13 protein-coding genes are annotated in these 14,459 nt (G+C 66.7%); 3 read left to right on the top strand and 10 right to left on the bottom strand.

Annotated elements, in window-relative coordinates; translation table 11 throughout:
• Positions 1–62: 62 nt before the first annotated feature.
• Positions 63–362: a S4 domain-containing protein gene (locus U1702_RS12240; RefSeq protein ID WP_332724997.1), complete on the bottom strand. Its 300-nt coding sequence runs from the start codon at positions 360–362 to the stop codon at positions 63–65.
• Positions 355–2,829, bottom strand: coding sequence for a helicase-related protein (locus U1702_RS12235; RefSeq protein ID WP_332726379.1), 2,475 nt, complete (start codon positions 2,827–2,829; stop codon positions 355–357). Before U1702_RS12235 ends, U1702_RS12240 begins: the two co-directional genes overlap by 8 nt.
• A 224-nt stretch (positions 2,830–3,053) precedes the next feature.
• On the opposite strand from U1702_RS12235, the gene U1702_RS12230 reads away from it, so the two are divergent.
• Positions 3,054–4,553, top strand: a complete 1,500-nt coding sequence (locus U1702_RS12230) for a M23 family metallopeptidase (protein ID WP_332724995.1) — start codon at positions 3,054–3,056, stop codon at positions 4,551–4,553.
• Positions 4,550–5,254, top strand: a complete 705-nt coding sequence (locus U1702_RS12225) for a LamG domain-containing protein (protein WP_332724993.1) — start codon at positions 4,550–4,552, stop codon at positions 5,252–5,254. Before U1702_RS12230 ends, U1702_RS12225 begins: the two co-directional genes overlap by 4 nt.
• Before the next feature lies 1 nt (position 5,255).
• Here U1702_RS12225 and U1702_RS12220 read toward each other — a convergent pair whose 3' ends face one another.
• From U1702_RS12220 to rpoZ, 7 genes are all read right to left on the bottom strand, one after another.
• Positions 5,256–6,932, bottom strand: coding sequence for an ATP-binding protein (locus U1702_RS12220; RefSeq protein ID WP_332724991.1), 1,677 nt, complete (start codon positions 6,930–6,932; stop codon positions 5,256–5,258).
• A gap of 96 nt (positions 6,933–7,028) precedes the next feature.
• Entirely contained in the window at positions 7,029–7,796 is a 768-nt protein-coding gene (locus U1702_RS12215; RefSeq protein WP_332724989.1) for a TIGR02186 family protein, read from the bottom strand.
• The gene (locus U1702_RS12210) at positions 7,793–8,707 is read right to left on the bottom strand and encodes a sulfite exporter TauE/SafE family protein (protein WP_332724987.1); all 915 of its coding nucleotides are present in this window, start codon (positions 8,705–8,707) and stop codon (positions 7,793–7,795) included. Before U1702_RS12210 ends, U1702_RS12215 begins: the two co-directional genes overlap by 4 nt.
• 82 nt (positions 8,708–8,789) lie before the next feature.
• Positions 8,790–9,755, bottom strand: a complete 966-nt coding sequence (locus U1702_RS12205) for a tetratricopeptide repeat protein (RefSeq protein ID WP_332724985.1) — start codon at positions 9,753–9,755, stop codon at positions 8,790–8,792.
• A gap of 75 nt (positions 9,756–9,830) precedes the next feature.
• Positions 9,831–10,838 (bottom strand): hypothetical protein, encoded by a 1,008-nt coding sequence (locus U1702_RS12200; protein WP_332724983.1) that lies wholly within the window; start codon positions 10,836–10,838, stop codon positions 9,831–9,833.
• Positions 10,835–12,214: a glycosyl transferase family protein gene (locus U1702_RS12195; RefSeq protein ID WP_443026840.1), complete on the bottom strand. Its 1,380-nt coding sequence runs from the start codon at positions 12,212–12,214 to the stop codon at positions 10,835–10,837. Before U1702_RS12195 ends, U1702_RS12200 begins: the two co-directional genes overlap by 4 nt.
• A gap of 132 nt (positions 12,215–12,346) precedes the next feature.
• Entirely contained in the window at positions 12,347–12,691 is a 345-nt protein-coding gene (gene rpoZ, locus U1702_RS12190; protein WP_332724981.1) for a DNA-directed RNA polymerase subunit omega, read from the bottom strand.
• Between the two features lie 190 nt (positions 12,692–12,881).
• Here rpoZ and U1702_RS12185 point away from each other — a divergent pair, with 190 nt between their 5' ends.
• The gene (locus U1702_RS12185; protein WP_332726377.1) at positions 12,882–14,057 is read left to right on the top strand and encodes a phospholipase D-like domain-containing protein; all 1,176 of its coding nucleotides are present in this window, start codon (positions 12,882–12,884) and stop codon (positions 14,055–14,057) included.
• 34 nt (positions 14,058–14,091) lie between these two features.
• Here U1702_RS12185 and U1702_RS12180 read toward each other — a convergent pair whose 3' ends face one another.
• Positions 14,092–14,424, bottom strand: a complete 333-nt coding sequence (locus U1702_RS12180) for a hypothetical protein (RefSeq protein ID WP_332724979.1) — start codon at positions 14,422–14,424, stop codon at positions 14,092–14,094.
• Positions 14,425–14,459 lie beyond the last annotated feature (35 nt).

Raw genomic sequence — 14,459 nt, 5'->3', positions numbered from 1 at the left:
GCGTTTCTGCTATGCCCGCCGACCGAACGCGTCAATCAATAGGCTCTTTCTGCGATACGTTCTCAATCTTTAGCGGGTTCAGGCGGCGGGGTGCCTGCGCGAAGGTCGGTATAGCAGGCGCTTCCCTCAGCCGGTGGACCGCGCCGGTGCGGCAATGCCTGTATGCGGATGACGCGAACCTGTCCGCCATGTGTCAGGAATGCGAGGATGTTGCCGGGCCGCACCGCCACATGCGCACGATCGACGATGCGGCCGTCGATGCGCAGATGGCCGCCCTCTGCCAGCGCGCGCGCGAAGTTGCGCGACGCCGAAATGCGCGACCACCACAGGAACCGGTCGAGCCGCATGGCCGGCTCACTCATCGATCAGCTCGGCCAGCGCGGCAAAGGCATTGTCGCGCGGGGCGGGCTTCGCCTTGGCCAGCGGGGTCAGGCCTTGCCACATCCAGCGCGGCGGCTGTCCGGTTGGCGCGCGGACGCCGCGAAAGCCGAGCTGCGCCATCAGTCTGGCGAGCGTGTCGGTCGTCAGGCCGATCGACGTGGCGAGTGCGGGGTCGGGCGCGAACGGCGTGCGGCCCTTTCGTGCGTCATGCGCCGCGCGCGCGACGCGCTCGACCAGGTCGATGCGGACGGCCTGTGCGCCGAGCGGACGAAATCCATGTTCAAGCGTGGCACCGGGGGCATCGCGCGGTAGGACCGTGGCGCCGTCGCGCGGCGTGTCGGGGAGTGCGAGCAACGCGCGGCGGGCGGCGGCGGGGCGGGGCTTGAGCAGGCCGGGGGCGAAGATGTCGAGCGTGCCGATGACGAGCCCGGCGGCGCGGAGGCGCTTGCGCTCGTCCGGCTCCAGCGTTTCGACGAGCTTGCCCGCCGCGCGGCGTGGCAGCAGCCCGCCCGCCTTGACCAGCAATCCTGCAAGCGCGCGGACGCGCCCGCTGGCACCGGCATCGCGGCTGAGCGAGTCGAGCGTGGCGATATCGGGCAAGTCGGCAGCGATGCGATCCGCGAACCAGCGCTCGATCCGCGCGAGGCTGTTCACTCGGATTTTCGCATCGAGCACGTCGAGCGACTTGTCGAGGCGGATGCGCGGACGCACCGGGTTGCCGGTCGCCTCAAGCGTCGCAACCGGGTGGTCGCGCCAGATGATCGCGGCATCCGCAAGCGCGAGGTCGGCGGCTGGCGCATCGGCGAGCGCAGCACCGCGCGCGCGAATTTCGCTCGCCAGCCCCTTTTCGGCGGCGGCAAGCAGCATGCGCTTGTCGGCGACCTTGGCATCGGGCGCGACCGCGAAGCGGAAGCCACGCAGATGGCCCAGCACATGATCCTCGACGCTGACCGCGCCATCGGCCGCAACCGTCACTGGCAGGTTGGATGCGTCGGCACCGATGCGCCGCAGCAGGACGGTGGTGCGCTTGTCGACGAAGCGCTGGGTCAGGCTGGCGTGGAGCGCGTCGGACAGCCGCTCCTCCAGCGCCTGTGTGCGTGCCGCCCAATGTTCGGGTTCGGCGAGCCAGTCGGCGCGCTGTGCGATATAGGCCCAGCTGCGGGCGGCGGCGATGCGGCCCGCAATCGTCTCGACATCGCCATCGACGCGGTCGAGCCGGGCGATCTCGTCGGCGAACCATTGGTGGGGCAAGTGCAAGGTCCCCTCGCTGAGATGGCCGAAGATGCGCGCGACGAAGCGGGTGTGCGGGTCGATGCCGAGCTTACGGAAATCGGGGAGGCCACAGGCGGACCAGAGGCGGGCAACGGCACGGGGCGAGCGGACGCGCTGACGCACCCAGTCCTCCCCCGACAGGCGTTTGAGCACCGCGAGGTCGAGCGCTTCGGGTGCTGCGCGCAGGACGGAGGAATCGGGTTTCTGTTCGAGGCTCTCGATCAGCGCATCGATGGTCGAATGATCGGGGTCGCCGTTGCGCCAGAAGAGGTGGTCGAGTCGGGGGATATGGTGGCCCTCGATCGCCGCGATCTCTTCCGGGGTGAATGCGCCCGGCCCTTCCTCGCTCAGCGCGCCGAAGCTGCCGTCGCGCTGATGCCGTCCGGCGCGGCCCGCGATCTGCGACATTTCGGCGATGGTCAGGCGGCGCTGGCGGCGGCCGTCGAACTTGTTGAGCGATGCGAAGGCGACATGATCGACATTGAGGTTGAGGCCCATGCCGATCGCGTCGGTGGCGACGAGATAATCGACCTCGCCCGACTGGAACATCGCCACCTGAGCGTTGCGCGTGCGCGGCGAAAGCGACCCCATAACGACGGCGGTGCCGCCGCGCAGGCGGCGCAAAGCCTCGGCGACGGCGTAGACCTCCTCGGCCGAAAAGGCGACGATCGCCGAGCGTTTGGGCAGGCGTGACAGTTTCTTCGCACCCGCATAGCTGAGCGTGGAGAAGCGCGGGCGCGAGATGATTTCGGCTTCCGGCACCAGCTGGCGCAGGACCGGGCGGAGCGAGTTGGAACCCAGGATCATCGTCTCGTCACGACCGCGTGCGCGCAGGATGCGGTCGGTGAATATGTGGCCGCGCTCCATGTCCGCGCCCAGTTGCCCCTCGTCGAGCGCGACGAAGCCCACGTCCGCATCGGTCGGCATCGATTCCGCCGTACACAGGAACCAGCGCGTGCCGGGGGGCATGATGCGTTCTTCGCCGGTGACCAACGCGACTTCCTTTGGTCCCTTGATCGCGACGACACGGTCATAGACTTCGCGCGCCAGCAGCCGCAGCGGGAAACCGATCATGCCGCTCGAATGGCCGCACAGCCGCTCGATCGCGAGGTGCGTCTTGCCGGTGTTGGTGGGGCCGAGCACCGCAGTGACTGGACCGTTGGAGAAGCCATTCATTACGCCGGACAAGATCGTGCCGAGTCGGGCGCGACGCAAGCGTTTGCGTGACCTGTTTCACTGCGGGATGGTTAAGTTCACGTCCCGTCTCCGCACCCGCACGACTCGCCGCAAGGAGACGCCTGCCACCCGCTGCTTAATTTGACTTTAGGGACTCGCATCCACAACGATCCCACCCGTGCCGGGGGTCGGCATTGAATTGCGATTTTGGGGGGCGGCGCACCTTGTTTCTGCGCACCGATCATGGATTCGAGCAAGCGGGTGGCACCACCGCGCTCTCCTTCGGTCGTTCGCTCGCCGTTCGCAAACGCACCCTCGCCGACCGGTTCCGCGAACTTTATCCCGATTTCGAGGCCATTCCCGACCTGGGCTCGCGTATCGGCAGCGGCGAATGGTTTCGCGGGGCCGCGACCTGTGCGGTGCTGTGCGCTGGCGTGGTGCTGTTGTCGCCGGGGTTCGAGCGACCGATCTATGGCAGCGTGCCCGGCGCGCTGAAGGGCAGCGATGCCGATGTCGCGCGCGCGCAGGCGATCGCGCCGCTGACGATGGGCGCGAAGACCGGCACGAAACTGGGTGCGACCAATCTGGTCGCCAATCTGACCGACACGCCCGAACGGCCGATCTTGCAGCACACCGTTACGCTGAGCGGCGGCAGCCTTCAGGCGGCGCTGGTGCGATCCGGGGTTGGCAAGTCCGATGCTGCTTATGCCGCCGACCTGATCGCCGCCGCCGTGCCGCTGAACGATCTCAAATCCGGTACGCAGATCGATCTGACGCTGGGCCGCCGTGTCGACAAGTCGCAGCCGCGGCCGCTGGAGAAAATGGCGTTCCGGGCGCGCTTCGATCTTTCCCTCGAACTCGTGCGCGCGGGCAATGCGCTGGCGCTCAACGAAATTCCGATTGCTATCGACCACACCCCCTTACGCATTCGCGGGCGGGTGGGCGACAGCCTGTATCGCTCGGCGCGCGCGGCGGGTGCTCCGGCCAAGGCGGTCGAAGCCTATATCCGTTCGGTCGCCACGCGCATGCCGATCGGCAATGTCGGTTCGGACAGCCAGTTCGACATCATCGTCGAGCAAGCCAAGGCCGCGACCGGCGAGGTGCAACTGGGCACCCTGCTCTATGCCGGACTGAACGGCGGGTCGCGCAAGTTGCAGCTGGTGCGGTGGGAGGAAGACGGTCGGGTCAGCTGGTATGACGGCAGCGGCAGCGGCGAACGCAAGGGGCAGATGGCGATGCCGGCATCGGGCCGGATCAGTTCGGGCTTTGGGCTGCGTCGTCATCCGGTGCTGCGCTTCACGCGGATGCACAAAGGGCTCGACATCGCCGCCGGTTACGGCGCGCCGATCCGCGCCGCCAATGACGGCAATGTCGCCTTTGCCGGGCGCAATGGCGGCTATGGCAATTTCGTGCGGCTGAACCATTCGGGCGGCATGGGCACCGGCTATGGCCATATGAGCCGGATCGCGGTGAGCAATGGCCAGCGCGTCGCGCGCGGACAGGTGATCGGCTATGTCGGGTCGACCGGTATCTCGACCGGCCCGCATCTGCATTATGAGCTGTATCGTAACGGCGTGGCGATCAACCCGCGTTCGGTATCCTTTTCGGTCGTCCAGCAGCTGGGCGGCAGCGATTTGCGCGAGTTCAAGGCGAAGCTGTCGCGGCTGCTGGCGGTGCCGGTTGGGGGCACGCGCGGCAAGCCGGCCGAAACCGAAGCGGAATGAAGCCGATCGACCGGCGAACATTGCTGATCGGTGCGGCGGGGACGGTTGCGGCGTGCGTGCCGATGGGGCGCGGAGACGCGTCATCGACCGAAATCTGGACCTTCGACTCGCTTGAGCGGATCGGTGGCTTGCGGCCGCGGATCGAGGGTGCGCCGAAGCTGATCGACAGCCCGCTGGGCCGCGCGGTCGCATTCGACGGTGCGAAGGACGTGATCTTCATCGACCGGCATCCGCTGGCCGGTGCGGCGCAATTCACGTTCGAGGCGCTGTTCCGCCCCGATGGCGGGGCATTCGAGCAGCGCTGGTTCCATCTGGAAAGTGGCGACGGGGCCGACCCGACCGCGCGCACGGGGCAGCGGATGCTGTTCGAGATCCGGGTGGAGCAGGACGAATGGTATCTCGACACGTTCATTCTGGGGCCGGGCTATCGCCAGCCGCTGATCGTGCCGGAAAAGCGGTTTCCGCTGGGCCGCTGGTATCATGTCGCGCAAAGCTATGACGGGACGACCTATCGCGCTTACGTCAACGGGGCGCTGCAGGCGGAGGCGGCGCTGACGTTTACGCCGCAGGAGCCGGGTCGTGCGTCGGTGGGGATGCGGATGAACAAGGTCAGCCCGTTTCGCGGCGCGGTGCGCGCGGCAGCCTTTACCCGCGGTCGGGCGCGAATGCCGGGCGAATTCGCGTTGACGACACCCGCCTGACTTAACGCCCCTGCGCGCGCCAGCGTTTGATCGTGCGCTCCAGGATAACCTCTTCGCCGCCGGCATGACGCCAGAGTTGGGAGAATAGCGGATCGGCCGAGGCGGGACGCTTGATCTCTTCCAGCGCGTCGAACGAAACGCGCACCGGGGTGGCGACGCCCTCGCCGACCATGATGCACTCGCGGTTGCGCAGCGCGGGGATCGAATCGAGAAAACCGCGTGCGCCTTCGGGCATCGCCGCACGCACGAACGCCTGATCGCGGTCGTTGTTGAGGCGCATGGCAATGATCGTGCCGCATTGCGAAAGCACGCCTTCGGCCAGATCGGACGGGCGCTGGGTAATCAGGCCGAGCGAGACGCCGTATTTGCGGCCCTCTTTGGCGATGCGGCTTAGAATCTTGCCGACCGACGAGCCATCGGCGTTGCGTTCGTTGGGAACGTAGCGGTGCGCTTCCTCGCAAACGAGCAGGATCGGGCGCTGCGATTCGCCGCGCGACCAGATCGCGTAATCGAACACCATCCGGCTGAGCACCGCGACGACGACCGACGTAATCTCGCTCGGCACGCCCGAGACGTCGATGATCGAGATCGGCTTGCCGTCGCCGGGCAGGCGAAAGATGCGCGCGATGAAGCTGGCCATCGTGTCCGCGACCAGCATGCCCGAGAACATGAAGGCATAACGCGGGTCGGCCTTGATCTCCTCGATCTTGCTCTTCAGCCGCAGATAGGGGGCGGTGTCGGTGGCCTTGTCCATCTTGCCCATCTCGTTTTGCAGGATGGTGGTCAGATCGGACAGCAGATAGGGGATCGGCGCATCGACGGTGAGCTTGCCGAATTCGGCGGCGAGGCGGTTCTTCTGCTTCGCCATCAGGATGCAGCGCGCGAGGATGTCGCCATCGACCTGACGATCCGACCCCTCGGTCGTCACGAAAACCTCGCAATGCTCCTCGAAGTTCATCAGCCAGTATGGCATTTGCAGGTTCGACACGTCGAACAATGCGCCATTGGTCTTGAACGCCGCCGAATATTCGCCGTGCGGATCGATCATCACGATGTGACCCTGCGGTGCCAGATCGCAGATGCGGTGGAGGATCAGCGCGGCGCTGGTCGATTTGCCGGTGCCGGTCGAGCCGAGCAGCGCGAAATGCTTGCCCAGCATCGCGTCGATATAAAGCGCGGCGCGAATATCCTTGGTCGGATAGACATTGCCGACCTCGATATGCGCGCGATCGTCGGCGGCATAGATTTGCTTGAGGTCGGCGGTCGAGACCGGGAAAACCAATGTACCGGGCGAGGGATAGCGGGTGACGCCGCGGCGGAAACTATAGAGCTTGCCGGTCAGACGCTCCTCATCGCCTTCGCCGAGGAAATCGACCTGAGCGACGATGCGGCCGGTCGCGTCGTCGAGGCGCAGTGCGCGGACATTGGCGATCAGCCAGGCGGAGCCGGAACGCATCTTGATCTGGCTGCCGACGGTACCGGCATTGGCGATGGCGGGATCGGCGCTCGTCGAGAGAGATTCGAGCGCGGCGCGATCGAGCACTACTTCGCTGGACGCGCCGCCGATCGCGGAAACCGCGCCGATGCCCGAAATCGCACCACTCGCGGCAGCCGGCACCACCGCTTCCGAAGCGGGGCGGATACGATCGAACCGGTGTCCGCCCAGATCTTCAGTCATCAAGCCGTGTCGCTCCTGGCACCAAACGCGACCGTTATGGAGCAGACAAGGTAAAGATAGCGTGTGTGAGACCGTTGGTTCGCACCGATGCCCCAATCAGAATCTTCTCCAGATCGCCCCGGCGGCCCAGCCGAACAGGATCGACAGGAACACGGCGGCAAGGCCGTAGAGCACCGACGATCGTTCCGCGGCATGCGCGATCCAGCGCTCGAACCCGGATTTGCGGATATCGATGTCGCGCACGGCGGCGGCAAGGACGCGGCCGTCGCGGATCAGAAAGGTCTCGGCGGTGAAGCGGCCCACCGGGACCCGTGCGGGAATGTTGATGCGCGCGCGGTAGAGCACGTCTTCGGTGATCTCGACCGTCTTGGGCGCTTCGTAATACAGGCCGGTGCGGCGTTTGAGGCCGACCAGCCCGGCATCGAACCGCGCCTGCACCGCCGGGACTGCGCCCGAGGCGGGGGAGAGCTGAAGGCTGTCGAGGCCGAGTTCGTAGATCGCCCGGCTGCGCGCATCGACGATCTCGCGGATCGGGCGCGACGAGGCGATGGCGTAGAAGGACGGTGCCGAGCGGTAGCGGGTGCGATCGGCATTGACCCAGATCCCCGCGACCTTCTGCTTTTCGCGCACCAGCACCGATTCGGTCGGCCCTTTCACCACCACGACGATGTCGGCGGGTGGCTCGCCCGGCTGACGACCGCTGCCCCCGGCGTGAAGGATCGCGCCGAACAGCAGCAAGTCCGCGCCGGTGAAAGAATAGGCGATTTCGATCTCGCGCTGCGACACATCCGGGACCAGCACCGGCTTGGCCTGACCGAGGAGGAGCGGCGCGGCGAGCGCGAGGAGAAGGGCGGCGCGTTTCACCCGAGTTCGACCGAGAAGATTTCGTCAGGCTGCCAGGCGAGGCCGAGCAGGATGCGCAGCGCGACGAGCAGGACCATGACCGCCAGCGCGAGCCGAAGATATTCGGGTCTCACGCGCTGGGCGAAGCGCGCCCCGAGTTGTGCGCCGACGACCGAGCCGAGCAACAGTAGCACGGCGAGCACGATATCGACTGCCTTGGTCGTCACCGAATGGACCATCGTCGCGGTCGCACTGACGAACAGGATCTGAAACAGCGAGGTGCCGACGACGACCTGAGTCGGCATCCCCAGCAAATAGAGCATCGCCGGGATCAGGATGAAGCCGCCACCGACGCCCAGCAGCATCGTCAGGATGCCGGTGGCAAGGCCGAGCAGCAGCGGCGCAAGCGGCGAGATGTAAAGGCCCGAGCGGTAGAAGCGAAAGCGAAACGGGAGCGCCGCGACCATCGGATGATGCCGTCGCCGCTTGGCGCGGGGCGTCGCCCCCTCTCGCGTATTGCGGACTGCGCCCAGCGATTCCGACAGCATCAGCCAGCCGATCGATCCGAGCATCAGGACGTACAGGATTGCGATCACGGTATCGATCTGGCCGCTGGCCTGCAGCAGCGTGAACAGGATCGCACCTGCGCCCGACCCCAGTACACCGCCCCCGATCAGCACGAATCCCATATGATAATCGACGCCGCCCCGGCGCAGATGCGCGAACACGCCGGATACGCTCGCCCCGGTCACTTGGCTGGCGGCGGAGGCGGCGGCGACGGTCGGCGGGATGCCATAAACGATCAGCAACGGCGTCGTCAGAAACCCGCCGCCGACGCCGAACATGCCCGAAAGCACGCCGACGCCCAGACCCAGCAACACGATGACAAGCGCGTTGACCGAGAGATTGGCGATGGGGAGATACAGGTCCATGCGCTGCCCTGCCTAGCCGCTTGCGCACGCGGGCGGAAGGCGCATGACGGTGTCCTCATCAAACGCCGCGCAAGTCGCAGGCTTACCTGTCTTCAGCCTTCAAACGTTGCAGTTCGGCGGTGTCGGCGCGCATCTTCTGCTCATCGCCGAGCCATTTGTAGATGTCGGCCCGCATGGCCAGCGACCATCTATCGCCGGGATCCACGCGCAAGGCCGCCGAAAGATAACCGATCGCGCCACGCGGATCGCCGCGGTTGAGGCTGAGCAGCGCCTCTCCCCGAAACGCGACAAGGTTCGACGGCTCAAGCGCGCGAACCGCCGCGAAGTCGCTTCTTGCCGCCGCCTCTTGCCGTTTCCAGGCATAGGCAATGCCGCGATTGGCGAGCGGCACCGGATCGTCGGGCGCAAGCCGGTGCGCCTCCGTAAAATCCGCCACGGCGCGATCGAGCTTGCCGTGGTCGAGGAAGATCAGTCCGCGATTTACATAGCCTTCGGCTTCGCTCGTCTCCTCGCGCATTTCGATCAGCGCGTTGCACGCCGCCAGCCGTTCGCGCGCCGGATAAGCGCGGGTCGCATCCTGGCACCGCTCCCGCGCGGCGTGCAGCGGGACTCGCAAATGCATGTGAACGCCGAGCCAGAGAAACAGGAGGCCGAGCAACGAATTCCACCCTGCCGAGAGCCAGAATCGCGCGGGCTGTCCCGCCCGCTCGTAACTGTCGGGAAAGCCCTTGGCCAAGGGGCGGATGCGGCCCTTTGACACGCTGCGGGCGACAGCCGCGAGCATCGCGATCCCGCCGGCCACGATCAGCAACGGCCAGAAATGCCGCGATTGGGCGAACCGGCCTGCGGCTGGCGTGAAGATGAAGATGGCAAAGCCGGCCAGGGCAATGAGCGCGATCAGACTTCCCCAGAATCGACCGGATGCGCGCCAGTTCGAGGGCGTGCTGCGCGAATCGATGGCCTGGCGGTAGAGGTGGCGGGCAGGGAAAAAGGTGACGGCCGCGATTACCGGCAGCAGCCAGATCTGAACCGGAATATCGTCAAACATGCCGATCGATGCTGACCGTCTCAGGCGCGTTTCGCAACAGCGTCATGATCCCGCGCCTGAACGCAGGAAGCGTCGTCAAAAATCGGTCCCCAGCGTCAGCGCGGGGCCGGAACCCGGACTGGCATTGCCCGCGACGCGTTCGCGCCAGTCGACCGCGAGGCGCACGGCGCGGTCGCCCAGCGGTACCGTGGCGACGGCAGTGGGACCGACATCCAGGCGTGTCGCGTCGCGCTGTGCGGCACCCCAGCCGCCTGCGCCGAGATCGAGCCGCGCGCGACCGGTCGAGGCGACCTCACGCACCACGCGGAGCGCCCCGTCGGCGAACGGGTCGATCCGCTTGCGCGCGACCGCGCCCGCCTGCCCATAGGCTTCGAGCTTGAAATCGAGCGGTAGCGCGACGCCATCGACACCGCCGACGATCCCGATAGCAGGCCCGCCGGCCGTGCCGTCGAGACCGACACGGTGTTCGGCGACGAACCGCACGGGCGCGTCGAGCGGACGCCATTCCGCGCCGAGTGCGAGTTCGCGGCCGGGTCGTGCAAGAGCGCCGCTGACTCGCGCATAGAATGCGAGGCGGCGATTGCCGCCCAGCGCATAGGCGACGCGGATGCCCGCCTGATCGCCGCCAAGCTGCGGCCCGCCCGCCGACGCGCCGCGCCGCGTGACGAACCAGGCGCTGCCCGACCAGCGTGACGGCTGGGCGCGCTCCGGCAGCATTGCGGGCGGCGCAGCGCGGCGGGGAAGCGCGCCGGACGGTGCGCCCAGCACCTCCTCGCTACCGAACGAGACGAGTCCCAGCATGGCGAGGTTCACGCGTGCCGGATCGCCGGCACGGGCAGTCGGCGCGAGTGCCGTAGCGACGGCGCGGAACGGCATCTCGGGGCGTGCCTGAACGCGTGGCGCAGACGCGGCGCGCTTGACACCGGCCGGTACGATGGCGGCTTCCGCTTGTTGCAATGGGAAGGCAGCCTCGATCGCCTCACCCAGCGTGCCGCCCTCGGGCCAGAGCAAGACCACCCGTGCGCTGGCCCACGTTGCAGCGACCAGTGCGACGAAACGGATCGGGCGGCCACGCCCGTTCACCCGGCGGTCCCCTCGTTCTGATCGGGGAAGTGATGCGCGGTTTTTTCCCAGTGCGGGCGTTTGCCGTCCAGCGTCGGCCAATAGATCTTGAGCGCACGCCGCGCGGCCAGCAACGCCACCAGGTTGGCGACGAAGATGCGCGGGACCGACAACGCCGCCTGTCGCCAGCCATGCGCGCGACCGGTACACAAAGCGCGGCACAGGACGCGCCAGCCGAGCAGAACGGCATTGATCCCGAGCAGCCAGCGCATGGCACCTTCCGGAAGCGGCATGGCCGTTGCCGTCACCCCATGCCCGGCGAGCGACAGCCCCCATGCCACCAGCGCCAGATAGGCGATTGCCAGCACCGGTATCGCGAGCGTCGCGCGCCGATCGCGCATCCGCATCCAGTGATCGCCGATCGCACCCGCCCGGCCCCAGCCGACGCGATCCCAACCGGCAAGCGCAATACCCGTCATCCAGCGCGCCTTCTGACGCACTGCCGCGGAAAGCGCCGCCGGGAAATAGGCGCGGACGGCAACGAGTTCGCCGTCGCCGTCGCGAACGCGCGCCAATTTCGTGCGTCCGCCCAGAGCGGCAACGGTCAGGCCGAGTTCGTAATCCTCGGTCAGACTGGTGTCGTCGAACGGATCGCCGCCACGAGCGTCGGCGATGCGCGCCAGCATCTTGCGGTCAATCGCGCAACCGACGCCGGCAAAGGGAATGCCGGCGCGCAGCGTTTCACGCACCGCCAGATGCACCGTGTGAGCCGTCGCAAACTCATCAAGATAGTGTCCGGAGATCAGCGGTGACCGTGGATCAGGCAGCGGCAGCACCGGCACCTGCACGGCGGCGTGGTCAGTCAGATAGGCGGCGAAAACACGCAGTTCGTCAGGATGCACAAGGTCTTCCGCATCGTGGAGAACGACGGCGTGGGCCTCCCCCTCGCGACTCTCGTCATCGAGCAGGGTGCGCCACAGGCTGTTCAGGCAATCTGCCTTGGTGGTCGGGCCGGGGTTAAGGCCGATCACCGGCCTGACCCTGGCATCGATCGCTGCCACCGCTTCGACGATCGCGATAGTAGCTGTATCGTTCGGGTACACCCCGACATACAGGCGATAATCCGGATAGTCATAGCGAGCGAGCGTGGCGCGCAGCATCTGCCCGATCACCGCAGATTCATCCCAGGCAGCGATGAATATTGCGATGCGGCCTGCTGGTTTGTCGAGCGCGCGCGGCGGCTCCGGTCGAAACCAGTTGCATATGCGACACCAGAGATAGGCCAGATCAACCGCCAGATCGTCGATCCCGCCGATCAGGAAGCCGATCGCGGCGAACAGCATCGCTTCGCGGGCGATCGCGTCGATGACCAACAGCACGGTGTCGATGGCCGGCACGCCGTTTCCCCCGATTCGGACACGATAGTGTCTGTTACGGACAAGGCATGTTCAAGCGCTTGTTTTATACTCGAAAAGAGAAAGCCGGCCCGCAACGAGGACCGGCGTCAAATTCTTAACGAACGGACGGGATTAGCCGTCGTAATCAGCACCCAGATTCTGGTTGCGCGGCGGTGCGGCGGCGGTGAGGCGCAGCGCCTCTGCCGATGCGGCCAGCGAACCGACCTCGTCGGGCGCTTCCTCGTCGTCGATCTGGACGCGCTGCAGGCTGTTGACCAGCGATTCTTCCAGATGATCCGGACGCACCATCTCCTCCGCGATCTCGCGCAGGGCGACCACAGGGTTTTTGTCGCGGTCCCGGTCGATCGTCAGTTCGGCACCGCCCGAAATCTGGCGTGCACGCTGAGCGGCGATCAGGACGAGGTCGAAACGATTGGGAATCTTGTCGACGCAATCTTCGACAGTGACGCGCGCCATGAAACGCTTCCTTCGGCAACACTATGGGAAAGGGGGCGACTTAGGGAGGGTGGCCGGACGAGTCAAGAAAATCGGCGTTTCGGGGCTGTTCGCGGGACGGCGGCTCGTGCAAGCGGGGTGCATGGAGCAGGCCGAACCGATCCAACCTGTCGCGCAACCGGGTGCATTGCCCGCTGCGCCGCACGACATCGTGCCCGAACCGCCGCCGCAACCGGTATTCGGAATCGAGGGTAACCGCCTGACGCTGCTCGACACCGGCCCGCGCCGTCTCGATGCGTTGCTCGCCCTGATCGCGGAGGCACGCCAGTCGCTCAGGCTGCTTTATTATATCTACACCGACGATGCGGTGGGTGAGCGGGTGCGCGACGCGATGGTGGCGGCGGTGGGGCGCGGCGTCGCGGTGACGCTGATCGCCGATGCGCTGGGCAGCGATCCGGCGCATGACCGCGATTTCTTTGCCCCGCTGCGCGAAGCGGGGGGCAATGTCTGTTTCTTCGAGCCGCGGCTGGGCCGCCGCTATCTGTTGCGCAATCATCAGAAGATCGCGCTGGCCGATGCCGAAACTCCGGATGCGCGGGTCATCATCGGCGGGTTCAATATCCAGGACGATTATTTTGGCGCGCCGGGACCCGATGCATGGCGCGATCTCGGATTGCTGGTCGAGGGGCCGGCGGCGGCGCGGCTGGGCGGGTATTTCGACGCGCTGTGGCGCTGGGCACGGCGACCCAAGGCGCCGCTGCGCGGGTTGCGCCGTGCGCTGTCGCACTGGAGCGAACCGGAGGGCAGGCTGCGCTGGTTGCTGGGCGGACCCACGCGGCGATTGTCGCCATGGGCACGGGCGGTGCGCCGCGATCTGAAGGGCGCGCGGCGGATCGACATTCTCGCCGCCTATTTCTTTCCGAACCCGGCGATGTTGCGGCGACTGGGCCGCGCGGCGCGGCGCGGGGGCGAAGTGCGCGTGGTGCTGCCTTCGGTCACCGACAATGCGCTGACATTATGGGCGGCACGCTTCACCTATCGCGGGCTGCTGCGGCGCGGGGTGCGGATTTTCGAGTATCTGCCGACCAAGCTGCACACGAAGCTGTTCGTGATCGACGATGTGGTACAGATCGGGTCGGCCAATTTCGACATGCGCAGCCTGTACCTGAACTTGGAGGTGATGCTGCGGATCGAGGATCGCGCGTTCGCCGCGCATGTCCGTGCCTATGTCGATGGCGAGGTGCGGCGATCGCTGGATGTGACGCCGGAACTGCACCGCGAGCGCACCGGCCTGTGGACGCGGATCAAGCAGGCGGCGGTGTATCTGGTGGTCGCAGTGATCGACTATCGGGTCACGCGATTCCTGAATTTCGGGTCGAAGGACTGACCCCGAGCGCACAGGCCCGGGGTCAATCGGGGCATTACTTCACCGCAGCCAGTGCCTTTTCCGCGCCGGCCAGCGCTTCGGGGGTCAGTTGATCGGGGGCTTGGGCGGAAAGCTGACGCAGGCTCATGCCCTTGAACATCTCATAGGCTGCATGCGTGGTCACACCGGGCAGGCTGGCGTCGAGCGCCGCCTTTGCCGCCGGGTCGGCGACGATGTCCTGTACGGGCGTGTCGAGATTGAACTTGGCGGCCGCTGCGGCGGGGGCGGGGGCGGGGGCCGGTGCCGGTGCCGGTGCCGGTGCGGTCTGGGCGACGGCGGCGGGCGCGAGCGTGACAACCGCAAGCGCGGCGAACAGGGCAATCTTCATGGAAATTTATCCTCCCAGCGGCGCGCGAATCGCAA

Origin of the sequence: Sphingomonas sp. LT1P40 (genome assembly GCF_036663835.1) — a bacterium.
GTDB lineage: Bacteria > Pseudomonadota > Alphaproteobacteria > Sphingomonadales > Sphingomonadaceae > Sphingomonas.
Note: the sequence above shows the minus strand (reverse complement) of the source record. Positions and strands in the feature narration are given on the sequence as shown.